This is a genomic window from Pseudomonas sp. WC1, from assembly GCF_050586565.1.
GTDB lineage: Bacteria > Pseudomonadota > Gammaproteobacteria > Pseudomonadales > Pseudomonadaceae > Aquipseudomonas.
On sequence record NZ_JBOBDQ010000020.1, the window covers coordinates 20,359 to 35,499 of the forward strand.

Annotated in this window: 10 protein-coding genes; 3 read left to right on the plus strand and 7 right to left on the minus strand. The window is 67.1% G+C overall.

The annotated features are described in order from the left end of the window. Positions 1 to 16: 16 nt before the first annotated feature. The 4 genes from ribA to ACQ4OD_RS11660 form a co-directional block, all read right to left on the minus strand. Entirely contained in the window at positions 17 to 613 is a 597-nt protein-coding gene (gene ribA / locus ACQ4OD_RS11645; RefSeq protein ID WP_102685058.1) for a GTP cyclohydrolase II RibA, read from the minus strand. 34 nt (positions 614 to 647) lie between these two features. Beyond that, positions 648 to 1,658, minus strand: a complete 1,011-nt coding sequence (locus ACQ4OD_RS11650; protein ID WP_139670375.1) for a formylglycine-generating enzyme family protein — start codon at positions 1,656 to 1,658, stop codon at positions 648 to 650. Between the two features lie 65 nt (positions 1,659 to 1,723). Next, a complete protein-coding gene (locus tag ACQ4OD_RS11655) occupies positions 1,724 to 2,617 on the minus strand; it encodes a VOC family protein (protein WP_258701500.1) in 894 nt (297 codons plus the stop codon). Then, positions 2,617 to 3,660, minus strand: a complete 1,044-nt coding sequence (locus tag ACQ4OD_RS11660; protein WP_110701543.1) for a methyltransferase — start codon at positions 3,658 to 3,660, stop codon at positions 2,617 to 2,619. Before ACQ4OD_RS11660 ends, ACQ4OD_RS11655 begins: the two co-directional genes overlap by 1 nt. A gap of 312 nt (positions 3,661 to 3,972) precedes the next feature. Between ACQ4OD_RS11660 and ACQ4OD_RS11665 the strand changes: the two genes are divergently transcribed. After that, complete coding sequence (locus tag ACQ4OD_RS11665; protein WP_139670371.1) at positions 3,973 to 4,617, plus strand: helix-turn-helix transcriptional regulator; 645 nt, start codon at positions 3,973 to 3,975, stop codon at positions 4,615 to 4,617. 34 nt (positions 4,618 to 4,651) lie between these two features. Here ACQ4OD_RS11665 and ACQ4OD_RS11670 read toward each other — a convergent pair whose 3' ends face one another. After that, positions 4,652 to 10,993: an amino acid adenylation domain-containing protein gene (locus ACQ4OD_RS11670; RefSeq protein WP_430944329.1), complete on the minus strand. Its 6,342-nt coding sequence runs from the start codon at positions 10,991 to 10,993 to the stop codon at positions 4,652 to 4,654. A 419-nt stretch (positions 10,994 to 11,412) separates the two neighbouring features. Here ACQ4OD_RS11670 and ACQ4OD_RS11675 point away from each other — a divergent pair, with 419 nt between their 5' ends. Together ACQ4OD_RS11675 and ACQ4OD_RS11680 are read left to right on the plus strand one after the other, a co-directional pair. Beyond that, complete coding sequence (locus ACQ4OD_RS11675; RefSeq protein ID WP_139670367.1) at positions 11,413 to 12,165, plus strand: helix-turn-helix transcriptional regulator; 753 nt, start codon at positions 11,413 to 11,415, stop codon at positions 12,163 to 12,165. Positions 12,166 to 12,181: 16 nt separating this feature from the next. Beyond that, a complete protein-coding gene (locus ACQ4OD_RS11680) occupies positions 12,182 to 13,612 on the plus strand; it encodes an efflux transporter outer membrane subunit (protein ID WP_198755126.1) in 1,431 nt (476 codons plus the stop codon). Here ACQ4OD_RS11680 and ACQ4OD_RS11685 read toward each other — a convergent pair. Both ACQ4OD_RS11685 and ACQ4OD_RS11690 read right to left on the minus strand, forming a co-directional pair. Further along, the gene (locus ACQ4OD_RS11685; protein ID WP_110701533.1) at positions 13,582 to 14,334 is read right to left on the minus strand and encodes an AraC family transcriptional regulator; all 753 of its coding nucleotides are present in this window, start codon (positions 14,332 to 14,334) and stop codon (positions 13,582 to 13,584) included. The genes ACQ4OD_RS11680 and ACQ4OD_RS11685 overlap by 31 nt on opposite strands. Before the next feature lie 87 nt (positions 14,335 to 14,421). Next, positions 14,422 to 14,847 carry a PACE efflux transporter gene (locus ACQ4OD_RS11690; protein WP_102682822.1) on the minus strand — a complete coding sequence of 142 codons (426 nt, stop codon included), beginning with the start codon at positions 14,845 to 14,847 and terminating at the stop codon, positions 14,422 to 14,424. Positions 14,848 to 15,141: the final 294 nt, after the last annotated feature.

Sequence of the window (15,141 nt, forward strand, 5' to 3'; positions counted from 1 at the left end):
CCTTTTTCGCTGGGGGTCAGAGCTTGATCGAATGGGCGGACTTGACGGCCTTCGCCTGCAGGTAGTTGCGGTTGTGGTTGGTCAGGAACACCCCGGTGGGTACCTGCTCGATCACATCGATGCCGCCGGCGCGTAACTGGGCGACCTTCTCCGGGTTGTTGGTCAGCAGCCGGCACTGGTCCACGCCCAGGGCGCGCAGGATCTGCACGGCAGGGTCGAAGGAGCGTGAGTCGGCCAGGTGGTTGAGGCGCAGGTTGGCTTCGTAGGTGTCCAGGCCCGAGTCCTGCAGCAGATAGGCCTCGAACTTCGAGTACAGGCCGATACCGCGCCCTTCCTGGCGCAGGTAGATCAGGTAGCCGCCGACCTCCTTGAGAGTGCGCAGGGCCTCCTGCAGCTGCGGGCCGCAATCGCAGCGCTGCGAGCCGAACACATCGCCGGTGATGCATTCGGAATGCACCCGCACCAGCGGCACGTCGCACTGATCGCGCCCGATACCCACGGCGAAATGCTCCTGGTCACGCTCGAAGCCGTGGAAGCCGAAGAAATGAGCATCGACATCGCCGCCGAGGATGGAAATCGGCACGATGGTGTGAAGCGAAACATCCTTGTTCATGGAATCAGACCTCTTGCACGGAAGACGGAAAAACTCAGTTGTGGTTTTCAACCAGGCGCAAACCCATGACGTAGATCGGTCGCGGGTAACGCCCGTGGCGGCGCGCGGTACGCGCCAGGTCGCGGAAACGGGTGAAGCTGCCACCACGGGCCACGCGGTGGGTGCCAACATCGAGCACCAGGTCGTCCTCGATGCGGGGGCCACCGGGGTAAGGCTGGTAGTCCTCGGCAACGTACTCCTCCACGTTGCCGGCCATGTCCAGCACGCCGAACGGCGAGGCCGCATCGATGAACACACCGACCGGCGTGCTGTCCAGGTAGCCCAGCTCGGCAGTGTTGGCGTGCTCGACCTGGTAGGCGTCGCCCCAAGGGAACTGGCGCCCTTCAGCACCGGCGGCGGCATACTCCCACTGCGCCTCCGTGGGCAGGGCGAAGCGCCGGCCGGTACGCTCGCTGAGCCAGCGGGCATAGGCATCGGCATCGCTGGCCGAAACGCTGTACACCGGGTGGTTGGCATGGTGCCGTGGGTAACGGCCGAAGGCCCAGCCGTCGGGGATGCCGGCATGACCGCTGTCGAGCAGGAACTGGCGATACTCCTGGTGCGTCACCGGGAAGCGGGCGATGCGGAACGCCGCCAGCTCGACCGCATGGCGCGGGGTCTCCTTTTCGATCCAGCTGCGGTCCAGGCCCAGCCCGTCGAACTGGTCCATCACCTGCGCCACCGCGCCTGGGTCCAGGCCGATGTGCACCCGCGCCGCGGGAATGTCGATCATGTCCGGGGCGAAGGTGTCGATGCGTGGATCACCGCGCAGCGCCAGCACCTCGCCGGCGCCGATGCGACGCGCTAAAGGCTGGCGCGGCTGTTCCAGGATGGCGAGCAGGACGTCCAGCGGAGCCTGGAGCAGATCGGCGAACGCTTCGCCGACCTTGGCCTGCAGGGGATGCTCCTGGTACTGCTCGGAATAGCCCATCAATGCCCGGTCACTGACATCCTTGGGCAACGGGCTGGGCAGCCGTGGCCAATGCCACTGTTTGTAGCTGTTCATGCGAATACCTGCCTGGGCTCACACCTGCGCGCGCAAAGGCACGGCAGGCGTGTGACGACGTGGGGTCAGAGACGGTCGAGGAGCAACCGCGGGTTGCTTTCGATCATCTCCACTTCAGCGCTGTACACCTCGATCACCAACCCATCAGGGTCTTCGAAGTAGACGGCGCTGCGCACGTTGTCCGGCCCATGGTGATAACCCGGCGCCGGGCCGTTGCCCTTGACCAGCTTGATGGTGCCGGCGGCGGTGACCTGGTCGGCAATGCGCCTTACATCCTCGGGCAGTGCCCGTATGCCGATGTGGTAGCCGGCCGGGTAGCTGAACGACTCGCTCTGTTCGATGAAGAAGTCGAAGCCGTTAAGCTCCATGACTGCCTTGCGCGGGCCGAGGTTGTAGCAGTAGTTGGCGCCGAGTATGTCGCTGTAGAAGGCCTTGGACGCCTCCAGGTCGCGGGTCAGGATGTTCACGTGGTTCATTTCCGGACGCTGCCTGGCCCGCGCCGCCTCGTCCAGCCCCAGGCCGTCGAGGGAACGCCACAGTTTGGTTGCCGCGGCGAACTTGGCGAAGCCCGCCAGCCAGTCCTTGATCGCCACCCCGGGTACCTGCCCGCTGGCGATATCCAGCGGGTACGGGTAGAGGAAGCCCTGGCTGGCCTGCTGCCACTGGGCGATCACCCCCGTGGCGGACGGCAGCTGCGCCAGCGTGCCTTGCACCCGCACCAGCACCAGCGCGGTATTGCGGCACAGCCCGGCGGCCTCGCTGAGCAGGGTGTTCAGCGCCGTGGCGGGCGTGGCGCTGTCAAGCAACAGGCAGACCGCGTCCACCGGACCCTGGCCGACCGGCTTCTGGCTGACCTGCAGGCTGAAACCCGCTGCGGCCGCGGCGCTGCCCAGGCTGTCCAGGGCCTGGGCAGCGGCGTCACCGAGCGGCGCGGCGTGCAATGCCAATAGACGCAACATCAGGCAGCCCTCCGGCCGATCAGCAGGGTGTAGCGGCCGATCGGTTCCTGCTCCACCGTGAGCCCCGCCGCTGCCATGCTGTCGATCAGGTAACGGCTGGGGTGCAGTTCGCCGTTGACCGTGTTGAGCATCATGTGCAGGGAGAAGTCGGCCGACAGGGCCGGATGAATCTCATCGTCTTCCAGGGCCATGCTCAGCACCAGCAGCGCGCCGTCGCCCTCGACCATGCCAGCGGCGCCAGCGATCAGGGTGCGCACCTGCTCGCGGGTGAAGTAGTGCAGACAGTCGTTGAGCATCACCACATCGGCGCGCTCGCCCTGGTACTGGGCCAGGTCCAGCAGGTTGCGGGCATGGAAACCCAGGCGCTCGTCGAGTCGGTACTTGGCGAAGGTGGCCGCGGCCGCCTCGCGGGTGGGCTCCAGGTCCCAGACCTCCCCTTTGACCTGCGGATGGCGGCTGGCGATCTCGGCCAGGTAGGTGCCGTGGCCGCCGGCGAGGTCGATCACCCGACGGGCCTTGTCGAACAGCGGCAGGTCACGCAGCACGTCCACCATCGGCTGGCTGAAACGGACCATGGCGTCGTTGAAGGCATCGCGGGCCGCCAGGTCGTGCTTGAAGCGGTTCTCCTGCTGGAAGTCCAGCGAATCGCGGCTGCGCAGGACTTCGTCCAGGCGTGGCCAGTTGTGCCACTGCAGGCGCTGATGGTCGATGATCGGGCCGATGAACTCGGCGCTGTCGCTAACCAGGAAACGCTGGCTCAGCGGCAGGTTCTCGAAGCCTTGTGCGGTGCGCTTGAGCAGGCCCATGGCCACCAGCGCGTTGAGGAATATACGGCCCTTGTTCGGCACCCAACCCAGCGCATCGCTCAAAGCCTCGGCACCGACTGGCTGGCGGGTGTGGTCGAACACGCGCTGGGCCAGCGCCGAATGCAGGATGGCGGACTGGCGGTACTGGTCGGAGAGCTTCACCAGGTCGACCACGCCCTGCAGGCTGCTCACTTCATCGGCGTGTTCATAGATGGTCACGGGTTTCTGGGCATTCATGCACTCACATCCCTGTCGAGTTGTTGTTTGATGGGCCCATGCCCGGCATTTGCCAGCAAGGTGTTGACGCACTTGCACGCACCCCTCCCTGGGACCGGCAAGCACAGGCTCCGCAGATCAGCCTAGACGCGGATCTAATAAATACAACTAATACCTTTTATATTTTTATCGCATATGAATTTTCTCATCGATAATCGTTCCCCCTTGCACAAATCACCGCGAATCCGGGCTATCCTTCGCCCACTTGCCTGCGCAAAGGATGGCCCAGGAGAGTGCCCGATCCGCTCATTCACGCCCGGTTTCCAGCGCTCCATGACCTCGACCACCGTAGATTCGAACTGCACCGCCGACCGCATCCTGTTCCTGCTCAAGACCCGCGGGCCGCTCAAGACCGCCGATCTTGCCCAATTGCTCGCCATCACCTTCGAAGCCGCCCGCCAGCAGGTGCAGAAACTGCAGGCGGCCGAGCTGATCAGCGGCATCAGCGTGCCGGCCCAGGGCGCCGGGCGGCCCTCGCAGAAATGGGCGTTGACCGCCACCGCCCAGCGCCGCTTCCCCGATTCCCACAGCGTGCTAACCCTGCAACTGATCGAGAGCGTCGAGCAGGTGTTCGGCAGCGATGGCGTCGACCGCCTGATCAGCCGCATGGAAGACAGCAACAGCCGCGAGTATCAGCAAGCTTGCGCAGGAGCCGAAAGCCTGGAAGACAAGGTGCGCATCCTTGTGCAATTGCGTGAACGCGCAGGCTACATGGCCGAGATCCAGGCCGACGGCGACAACTGGCTGATCGTCGAGAACCACTGCCCGATCTGCATTGCCGCCACCCGTTGCCAAGGGTTCTGCCGCAGCGAGCTGCAGGTGTTCCAGGCGGCAATCGGTGAGCAAGGGCTGGTGGAGCGCTGCGAGCACCTGATCTCGGGGGACCGGCGCTGCGTCTATCGCATCTCACCGCGGTAGCCCGCTCCCAGGCAGTGCTCGTCACGCCGCTCCATCAGATCCGCCGCCTGCCCTTGAGCGCCGGGATGGTGGTCTGGGCGATCTCCACCTGTACCTGCTCGCGGCGGGTATTGGCCGCGAGTCCCGCCAAGGTCGGCTGGCTGAACAGCAACCGCGCATCGGCGTGCAAGCCGGCCTGGCGCATGCGTGCCACCAGGCTGACCGCCAGCAGTGAATGCCCGCCCAGCTCGAAGAAGTTGTCGTCGCGACCGACCTGCTCGATCTTCAGCACTTCGGTCCAGATCTGCGCCAAGGCCTGCTCCAGCTCATCGCGCGGTGCCTGGTAGGCCCGGCTGATCACCGCCGCAGCGCCTGGCACCGGCAAGGCGTTGCGATCGACCTTGCCATTGGCGCTCAGCGGCAGCTCGGCCAGCAGCACGTAGGCCGACGGCACCATGTAGGCCGGCAGGCGCGCCAGCAGGTAGCCACGCAACGCCTCAGGTGTTGGCGCGTCGTGGTTATCGCGGCAACTGGCATAGGCCACCAGGCGATCCTCGCGCACCAGCACCACGGCCTGGCCAAGGGCCGGGTGGCTCGCCAGTAGAGCCTCGATCTCGCCTGGCTCGATACGCAGGCCATTGAGCTTGACCTGGAAATCGTTGCGCCCAAGGAACTCCAGTTCGCCATCGGCGCGGTAACGCACCAGGTCGCCAGTGCGATACAGCCGGTCACCGGCCACGAACGGGCTGGCGATGAAGCGCTCGGCCTGCAGTGCCGGCAAGCCCAGGTAACCACGGGCCACGCCGATACCGCCGATGTGCAGCTCGCCGGCGCACCCCATGGGCACCGGGCGGTCATGGGCGTCGAGCACATACAGGCGGGTGTTGCCGATTGGCCGCCCGATCGGTGGGGCGACGACCGGCAGTGGCTGCTGCGGTTCCAAGGTCCAGGCGGTGCTGTCGACGGTGGCCTCGGTGGGGCCATAGACATTGTGCAGGCGCACCCGGGGCAGTCGCTCGCGCACGCGCTGCGCCAGTGCCAGGGTCAGTTCGCCGCCCCCGCAGAACAGATCGCGCAGGCTGGTGCAGCGCTCTACGCCCGGGGTATCGAGGAAGGCATGCAACAAGGCCGGCACGAACTTTACGGTGGTCACCTGGCGGGCCTGGATCAGTTGCACCAGGTAGGCCGGGTCACGGTGCCCGTCAGGGCGCGCCAGTACCAGGCGCAGCCCCGCGCACAATGGCCAGAACAGCTCCCATACCGAGCCATCGAAGCTGAACGGCGCCCGTTGCAGCAACCCGTCATCGGCCTGCGGCGGGCACAGGTCGCTGCCCCAGCGCATCAGGTTGCACAGCCCGCGGTGCTCGACCATCACGCCCTTCGGCGTGCCGGTGGTGCCTGAGGTATACATGACATAGGCCAGGTGCCCGCCGCCAAGCTCCGTCAGCGCGGGCGCCTGGTCGCTGTGCGCCTGCCAGGCGCCCTGGTCCAGGTCCACCAACGGTGTTTGCTGGCCATCGAACAGGCCGCGGGTGGCGCCCTGCACCAGCAGCGCCAGCGGTGCGCTGTCGGCGAGCAGGTAGTGCAGGCGCTCGTCGGGGTAGTCAGGATCCAGCGGCACATAGGCACCACCGGCCTTGAGCACGCCCAGCAGGCCGACGATCAGCGCCACACCACGCTCGAGGCATACGGCGACCCGCGTGTCGGGCCGCACGCCGAGGCCTATCAAGTGGTGCGCCAGGCGATTGGCCTGGGCATCGAGCTCGCGGTAGGTCAGTTGCGTCTGCTCGGTCTGCAGCGCCACGGCATCCGGCGCGCGCCTCACCTGGGCGGCGAACATGGCCGGCAGATGCGGGTATCCAGGGTCCAGCGCCACCTCGGTGGCGTTGACGGTCTCCAGCAGGTAGCGGCGTTCATCCTCCGGCAAGGTCGACAGCGATTCGAGCGCCACCGGGGTTTGGCCGGCCAGCGCCTCGGCCAAGCCCCGCAGCGCGCACGACACATGCCCGAGCACGCGCTCGGCGCCCAGCTCACGGGGCGCACGCACACTCAGGCGCAAGGTGTCGCCCTCCTCGTCCACGGTCAGCACCAGGGCATGGCTGTGCACCTCGCTGGCCTCGAGCAGCGACACGCCCGGCAACGACACAGTCTGCGCCGCGCCATGCCGATAGTTGAGCAGGCTGTCGAACAGTGCCACGCCGGCTGGCAGGCCGCTGCAACGCTGGGCCAGGACCAATGGCGCGTCCTCGTGCCCGAGCAGCGCCGCCAGTTGGCTATGGGTACCGGCCAGGGCCTGGGCCACGCTGCGCCCGGCCAGCGACACGCGCAACGGCAGGCTGTTGATGAACATGCCCAGCGCCCGGTCGGCGCCCTCGCCGGCCATCACCCGGCCCAGCAGCACGGTGCCGAAGACCACCTCGTCACGGCCGCCCAGCGCCCCTAGTACCTGCGCCCAGGCCAGGTGCATCAGGCTGCCAAGGCCTACATCGTGCTGGCGCGCGCGCTGGCGCAGGGTGGCGGCCAGGGCCTCGGGCACGGTGATGGCGCAGGTCTCGACCTGCGCCCCCCCTTGCGGCCCTTCAGCCATGCCGGCCAGCCGGGGCGGCGCCAGCACCCCGGCCAGGGCCTCGCGCAGGTACCGTTCATGGCTGGCCTGCCGGCGCTCATCGCGGCTCAGCGCAACATAGTTGCGGTAAGCCACCGGAACAGGCAGGTCATGGCCTTCGCCTGCCATCAGCGTCGCCAGCTCGGCGAGCAGCACCTGCACCGAGACCGCGTCGTTGACCAGATGGTGGAAATGCAGCAGGCCCAGCCATCGCGCCTGCACGCTGTCCTCGACACAGGCCAGGGCCATCATCGGTGCCTGGCGCAGGTCAAGCCGCAGCCCCTGTTCGCGTAGCCGCGCGGCCGCATCGCCCGGGCCGGGCCCGAGCACGCTCAATGGCAGCCAAGCCTGGCGCCACACCACCTGCTGGGGCTGTGCCAGGCCTTCCCAGGCCAGGCTGGTGCGCAGGATGTCGTGGCGCTCGATGACCCGGGCCAGGGCCTGGTTGAACGCCTCCAGCGCCGCCCTGCTGTCGAAGGCGAAGAGCGCCTGCTGCAGGTAGGGATCGCGCTCGTCGGTGAGGTGATGGTACAGCAGCCCTTCCTGCAACGGCGCCAGGGGGTAGATCTCCTGCACATTGGCCGCGCCGCCCGGAACCGTGCCGACGATCTGGTCGATGCTGGCCTGGTCGAGGTGGGTCAAGGCCAGCATCTCGGGGGTGATGCGCTGACAACCCGGCGCCACGCGGTTGGCCGGTACCGCTTGCGCGGGGGCGCTGCCGAGCGACGCGGCGAGGCTGGCCAGGGTCGGCTGGCCGAACAGCACCTGGGCATCGGCGTGCAGCCCTGCCTGGCGCATGCGCTCGATCAGGCGTACCGCCAGCAGCGAATGGCCCCCCAGTTCGAAGAAGTGATCATGCCGCCCTACCTGCTCTACCTCCAGCAGCTCGGCCCATAGCGCGGCCAGGCGCTGCTCGAGCTCGCCCTGCGGCGGCTCGTGGGTACGCCGCACCGAGGCTTCGCTGTCCGGTGCCGGCAAGGCGCGACGGTCGAGCTTGCCATTGGCGGTCAGCGGCCAGGCCGCCATCGCCACATAGGCCGAAGGCAGCAATGCCGCGGGCAAGCGGTCGCGCAGGTGCTCATGCAGGTCCAGCGGGGTCAGTACCTGCCCGGCGACATACCAGGCCACCAACTGCCCGTCACGCAGCAGTACCACGGCCTCACGCACGGCCGCGTGGTTCGCCAGCGCACTCTCGATCTCGCCCAGCTCCACCCGCACACCGCGGATCTTCACCTGATCGTCACTGCGGCCCAGATACTCCAGGGTGCCCTCGGGCAACCAGCGCACCAGATCCCCTGTGCGGTACATCCGCGCGCCGAGCTGCTGGGCGAAAGGGTCGTCAAGGAAGCGTTCGGCGGTGAGCTCGGGGCGGTTCAGGTAACCACGGGCGACCCCCGCGCCACCAATGTACAACTCGCCCACGGCGCCCACCGGCAGTTGTCGCCCCTGGGCATCCAGCACGTACAGGCGCGCATTGGCCACCGGCGCGCCGATATGCAGCACCTGCCCGGGGTGCACCTCGCCAGCGCTGGCGACCACCGTGGCCTCGGTCGGGCCGTAGTTGTTGATGATCCGGCAACCCCGCTCCCGGGCCAGGCGCCGCAGGCGGTCGCCGCCGACCAGCAAGGTCTGCAAGGTCGGGTGTGGCTCGCCCTGGGCGAAGGCGTGCTCGGCCACTGGCGTGGGCAGGAAGCTGACCTGCAACGGCTGGGCGCGCCACCAGCGCAACAGCGCATCGATATCCTCGCCCCCTTCGCTCACCGGCGCCAGGTGCAGCGTGGCGCCGGCGCACAGGGCTGGCCAGACTTCCCAGGCCATCGCATCGAAGCCGAAGCCGGCCAGGCTGGAGGCATGGCTGCCCGCGTGCAGGTCAAAGGCAGCGCAGTGCCAGTCGACCAGATTGGCCAGCATGCGGTGCTCGACCATCACGCCCTTGGGTTGGCCGGTGGAGCCGGAAGTGTAGATCACGTAGACCAGGTTGGCGCCGGACAGCTGGGCTACCTGGGGGTTGGCCAGCCCTGCCCTGGCCGATGGCAAGCGGTCCAGCTCGATCACCGGCACGCTCGTGGCCGGCAGGCGGTCACGCAGGCCCGAGAGGGTCAGCACCACCTTCGGCGCGCAGTCATCGATCAGGTACTGCAGGCGCTCGCTCGGGTGCGCCGGGTCCACCGGCACATAGGCCGCGCCAGCCTTGAGCACCGCGAGCAAGCCGACCAGGGTGTCCAGGCCGCGCCGGGCGAGCACCGCTACCCGCTGCTCTGGCAGCACGCCCATGGCCAGCAGTTGCGCGGCCAGCTGGTTGGCGCGGTCGTTCAGTTCGCCGTAGCTCAGGCTGCGCCCCTGATGCACGGCGGCCGTCGCCCCGGCGCGTGTCGCGGCCTGGGCCTCGATGCGTCGGTGAACCAAGGCTGGGCCCTCGGGGCCTTGGGCGGTGGCGTTCCACTGACGCAGGCGCTGGTGTTCCTCGGCAAGCAACAGGTCGTAGCTGTCGATGCCCGCCTGCGGTTGCTCGAGCCCTTGGGCCAGCACATGAAGCAAGCGCGCGCTGAACACTTCGACCTCCTCGGACGCCAGCCAGGCCTGGTTGTACACCAGGTGCAACCAGGCCTGGCCATTGTGCGGATTGCTGCGCAGGTAAATCGACAACGGGGTGGGCTCGTGGTCGTTGCACACTTTGACGCTGTGTGCGCCGAGGCTGCCGTAACGCAAGTCGTGACCCTCTTCCTCGTAGGACACGGTGATCTCGAACAACTGCCCACGGGCCTCGCGGGACAGGCCCAGCGCACGGTTGAGCTCGCTCAGCGGCAAGCGCTGGTGGCGCAGGTCGCGCTTCAGGGTGTCGCCAATGCGCCGCACCAGTTCGGCAAAACTCAAGGTCCTGCCGAAGTCCATGCGCAACGCATTGACCTGGGCGAACATCCCTTGCGTCGCCTTGGCCCGGGCATTGCCACGGTTGCGCACTGGCAAGCCGATTACCCAGTCGTCACGCTGCCAGGCCCGGGCGCAGCAGACATGCAGCGCCGCCAGCAACACATGCAGGGCCGACCCCTGCAACTCGGCGGCCAGCTGGTGCATGCGCGTCAGCAATCTGGTGTCGAAGCTGCACTCCAGCGCATTGCTCGGCGTGGCGGTGGCGGGCAGCCCCTGGTCACGTGGCCTGAGCAACGCATCGGGCAGCGTCCGGTACTTGTCCAGCCAGTAGGCGAGGTCACGCTGCTGGCGTGCCGAGCCCTGATACGCCAGGTCGTCCTCGATGAAGGCCTGGTAGGACGGCGCTGAGTCCGGCAACGCCAGGCCCTGTTCAAGCCAACCATAGTACTGGCCCAACTGGTAGACGAACTGCTCCAGGCCCCAACCATCGAAGATCAAGTGGTGACCTTGCAGGACCAACAGGCTGCGGCACTCGCTCAGGTGGAGCAGCGCCATGCGCACCAGTGGCCCGCGCTCGAGGGCGAAGCGCTGTTGCAGCAACGTCTTGATCAGCCCCTGCGCCGCCTCGAACGGTGCGCTGTGGTCGCGCAGGTCATGCTCGTCCAGCGCGACCCGCACGTCGCGGGCGAAGCGCTGGCGCGCCAGGCCATCGCCACCGGCATGGCGCACCAGCACCGTGCGCAACCCGTCGTGCACGCGGACCAGATGGTCAAGCGCCTGGCTCAACAGCCCGCAGTCCACACGGCCATCGAGCTCGACATAACCGCCGACATTGTAGAGCGGCGAATCGCCATGGCTGATCTGGTCGAGCCAGATGTCGCGCTGGGCGCAGGTCAGGGGAAAGGTGTCGGCGGCGGACATGGCGTGGATCTTCCTTGAAACGGGGTCGTTCGCGGATTCAAGCACCCACCCCGGCCCCTGTATGGCCCCCCAAACCCGGACAATGGCAGGGCCTTTTTGCTCAGCCTGAACCTGCGGAATCTTTTGTAGGACATTGACGCTAGCGGGCAGCCGGCAGCGGCCTACCCCTGTGAGCGAGCGTGGCAAACGCCGCCGATCTCGCCGCTTACTGGCGCCAATTGTCCGACAATCCTGCGATCCGCAAGGTACATCAGGGGAAAAACACCGACTTTTCTTGTCGGATTAATTGGCATTTCCTGTCCCCGCTTTCCGCTACAGACGCAGGCTTGGAGCCTGCTATTCAATAGCGCCAAGCCCCAGCACAGAGAGGACTCGACCGCGAAACCCCGCCGCGTTACCGGATCAAGGAAGACAAGCACATGAAGCTGATCGACAGCCTCGAACACTGCCACGACCCGCACCTGTACCTGCAACTGGGGGCACTGGTTGCCAGCACCGGCGATGGCACCTTCGCCGAACAGATGTTCCAGTTGATCGGTGACCAGGTGCCGCTCCATCGCCTCGACCTCAGCGAATGGACCCTCGACAGCGACCAGGCCAGCATCCGCCAGGTCAAGGCACTGGGCAGTGCCGGCCGCCCCGAAGAAACACCGGTTCAGGAGCCTCTGCGCCACCCCCTGCTGCAAAGCATCATGCGCATGGAAGACCCGCTGCTGATCCAGATAAACGCCCCCGTGCACCAGTGCAACCTGGTATCGCGCAGCGGCAACCGGCGCTGGGTCATCTGCTGCCAACGGCTGCGCAGCGAGGGAATGTTCTCGCTGGCCGAGCTGTCGCTGCTCAAGCGCCTGTCCGACACACTGCTGCCGTTGGTCGAGCATCATGCCCAGCTGTTCCTTCAGTCGGCCAGTCGCCGCCCGGGCGGCCTGCTGCCCGATGAGGCCGGGTCGCTGCGCCAGGTGTTCACCGAGCGCCTGGAGCAAGACGCAATCCGCCTGTCCAGCCGCGAGCAGGAGGTGTGCATCGGCCTGCTCACCGGTGGCACCGTGCCGCAGATGGCCCAGCGCCTGAACGTGAAGAGCAGCTCGATCGAGACCTACCTCAAACGCGCCACCGCCAAGCTCGGCGTCAGCGGACGCCACGGCCTGGCCCGCTGGATGGCCGGCACCTGAACCCAGAGACCCTGCCATGCGGCAAATCACACTACCCTTGCTTGCCCTCGTGCTGACCGGCTGCAGCCTGGCCCCCGACTACCAGCGCCCCCCCTCGCCCAGCGCCGAGCAATACCCCAGCGGCCCCGCCTATCGGGGCGGGCCGCCCACCACGGCACTGCCCCGCGACTGGCAGGGGGTCTTCCGCGACCCGGTGCTGCGCCAACTGCTCGACACCGCGCTGGCCAACAACCGCGACCTGCGCGTGGCCGTGCTCAACGCCGAAGCCTACCGCGCCCAATACCGCATCCAGCGCGCCGAGTTACTGCCGAAGATCGCCGCCAATGCCCAAGGCACACGCCAGTACCTGCCACGGCGGCGTACCGGTGGCGAAGGCGTGATCAGCACACAGCAATCGGCCACCATCGGCATCAGCGCCTATGAGCTGGACCTGTTCGGCCGCCTGCGCAGCCTCAGCGACCAGGCCCTGCTCAGTTACCTGGCTACCGACGAGGCACGGCGTGGCGCCGAGCTCAGCCTGATCAGCAGCGTTGCCGGCGCCTACCTGACCTGGCGCGCCGACCAGGAACTGCTGGCCCTGTCGCGCCAGACCTTGCAGGCCGACGAGAAAAGCCTGCGCCTGACCCAGCGCCAGCGCCGCACCGGCACGCTGTCGGCGCTCGACCAGATCCAGGCCACCACCCGGGTCGACAGCACCCGCGCCGCCGTCGCGCGCTATACCCGCCTGGCCGCCCAGGACCTCAACCAGTTACAGCGCCTGGTCGGCGCGCAGGTCGATGAACACCTGCCGCCCCTGCCCCTGGCCAACGAGCAGATCGCCCGGGTGCCGGCCGGCCTGCCCGCCGATCTGCTGCAGCGCCGGCCGGATATTCGCCAGGCCGAATACCAGTTGCAGGCCGCCAACGCCAACATCGGCGCGGCACGGGCGGCGTTCTTCCCAAGCATCAGCCTGACCGCCAACGCCGGCAGCAGCAGCCGCGAGTTGGCCGATCTGTTCGATGCCGGCACCGGCAGCTGGCTGTTCCAGCCGCAAGTGAACCTGCCGCTGTTCAACGCTGGCAGCCTGCGCGCGAGCCTCGATTACGCCAAGCTGCAAAAGGACATGCAGGTGGCGCGCTACGAGAAATCGATCCAGACCGCCTTTCAGGAGGTGGCCGACGGCCTGGCGGCGCGCACCACCTACCAGCAGCAGCTGCAGGCCCAACGCGACCTGGTCGAGGCCAGTCAGCGCTACCACGACCTGGCCGAGAATCGCTACCGCAACGGCATCGACAGCAGCCTGACGTTCCTCGATGCGCAGCGCTCGCTGTTCAGCGCCCAGCAAGGCCTGATCAGTGATCGCCTGGCGCAGTTGCTGGCCGAGGTGAACCTGTTCACCGCGCTGGGCGGCGGCTGGGACGAAGCACCGGGGCTGGCCTACCAGCGCTCGGCGGTCCTGCCGAAGTAGACCGATGGCGACACCCCGAGGGTACGGCGGAACATCGCGCTGAACGCGCTGGGGCTGTCATAGCCCAGGTCCAGCGCCACCTCCAGCACCGACTGTCCGGCCGCCAGGGCATCCAGGCTGGCCAACAGGCGCATGCGCCGCAGCCATTGCACCAGGCTCAACCCGGTCTCGCGCTGGAAGGCGCGAGTCAGGGTGCGCGCATTCAAGCCGCTGTAGGCCGCGGCGCGGGCCAGGCTCCAGTCCTCGGACGGGGCCTGGCGCAGCGCTTCACACAGTCCTTGCAGGTGCGCCGAATGCGGGCTCGGCACATGCAGGGCGAACACCGGCAGCACGCGGATCTCGTCGAGGATAAGTTGCATGATCCGCGCCTCGCGGCCTTGTGCCGGATGATCGGGGGCGATGTCCATGGCGCGGATGATCAGTTCGCGCAGCAACGGCGAGATCTCGATCACCTGGCATTGACGCGGCAAGTCCGGGCGCGCGCCCGGGTCGACGAACAGGGTGCGCATGCGCACCACGCCGGCCATGCGCAGCTCATGTTCGACAGCCGCCGGTACCCACACACCTCGCCCAGGGGGAACCACCCAGTTGCCCTCGCGGGCACTGACCGTGACCACGCCGCTGATGGCATGGATCAGCTGGGCGCGGTCATGGCAATGCGGGGCGATGTGCTCGCCATGGCGGTAGTTCTCGGCGAGCGGCAGGATGATAGGGCGCGGCATTGATGCGAGCCTGGCAAGGGTGAATACGGATTATTGGCGATGCGCGATTCAAAGGGGAATCCCAGGGGCTTGTGCGAAAAGCCCCGATCAGCAGCCCTGCGCCGAGACTGGCACATCGAAAACCTTGTCGAAGCCCCACTGGAACACGAACGCATAGACGAAGAAGAACACGAACAACGCCAGGTTGGTGACCAGCGCCGCCCACAGGCCGATATCCAGCCAGTACGCCACCAGCGGCAGCAGGATCAGCACCAGCCCGCCCTCGAAACCCAAGGCATGCAGCAGGCGCCGCAGCAAGGTGCGGCTGCGCTTGTGCTGGCGCGCCTCCCAGCGCTCGAAGGCCCAGTTGTAGGCCATGTTCCAGCTCATCGCGATGCCCGACATGAGGACCGACAATACCGTCGACTGCGCCATGCCCGCGCCGAACGCCAGCTCCAGCGCCGGTGCCACGCAAGCCACGGCGATGGCCTCGTAAAGGATGGCCTGGACGACCTTGCGCGCCTTGCCTTGCATGTTCAACTCCTTGAATAAAAGACCCGCAAAGCTACAAGAAGTAAGCCTCAAGAAAAAGTCACAAATACTTTATTGACTGACCGTTCAATCAAGAAAAATTAGCATAAACGTTTCCGCAACACCCATCCCTGGCGTCCGGCACCACCTTCCGCCGGCACGACCCATGCCTCGAAGCCTCTCGGCCAAGGCCTGCCCGGCACGTCTTGGGGCATGCCGCGCATTGGACAACCCTATGATCGACTGCTTGTATTTATGACTGGCAAGCGTCGACACGTCGTACACCTTCGTCCAGGG

Excerpts from the sequence above, each read along its gene's own strand:
- ribA (WP_102685058.1), bottom strand. The coding sequence starts at position 613 with ATGAACAAGGATGTTTCGCTTCACACCATCGTGCCGATTTCCATCCTC.
- ACQ4OD_RS11650 (WP_139670375.1), bottom strand. The coding sequence starts at position 1,658 with ATGAACAGCTACAAACAGTGGCATTGGCCACGGCTGCCCAGCCCGTTG.
- ACQ4OD_RS11655 (WP_258701500.1), bottom strand. The coding sequence starts at position 2,617 with ATGTTGCGTCTATTGGCATTGCACGCCGCGCCGCTCGGTGACGCCGCT.
- ACQ4OD_RS11660 (WP_110701543.1), bottom strand. The coding sequence starts at position 3,660 with ATGAATGCCCAGAAACCCGTGACCATCTATGAACACGCCGATGAAGTG.
- ACQ4OD_RS11665 (WP_139670371.1), top strand. The coding sequence starts at position 3,973 with ATGACCTCGACCACCGTAGATTCGAACTGCACCGCCGACCGCATCCTG.
- ACQ4OD_RS11670 (WP_430944329.1), bottom strand. The coding sequence starts at position 10,993 with ATGTCCGCCGCCGACACCTTTCCCCTGACCTGCGCCCAGCGCGACATC.
- ACQ4OD_RS11675 (WP_139670367.1), top strand. The coding sequence starts at position 11,413 with ATGAAGCTGATCGACAGCCTCGAACACTGCCACGACCCGCACCTGTAC.
- ACQ4OD_RS11680 (WP_198755126.1), top strand. The coding sequence starts at position 12,182 with ATGCGGCAAATCACACTACCCTTGCTTGCCCTCGTGCTGACCGGCTGC.
- ACQ4OD_RS11685 (WP_110701533.1), bottom strand. The coding sequence starts at position 14,334 with ATGCCGCGCCCTATCATCCTGCCGCTCGCCGAGAACTACCGCCATGGC.
- ACQ4OD_RS11690 (WP_102682822.1), bottom strand. The coding sequence starts at position 14,847 with ATGCAAGGCAAGGCGCGCAAGGTCGTCCAGGCCATCCTTTACGAGGCC.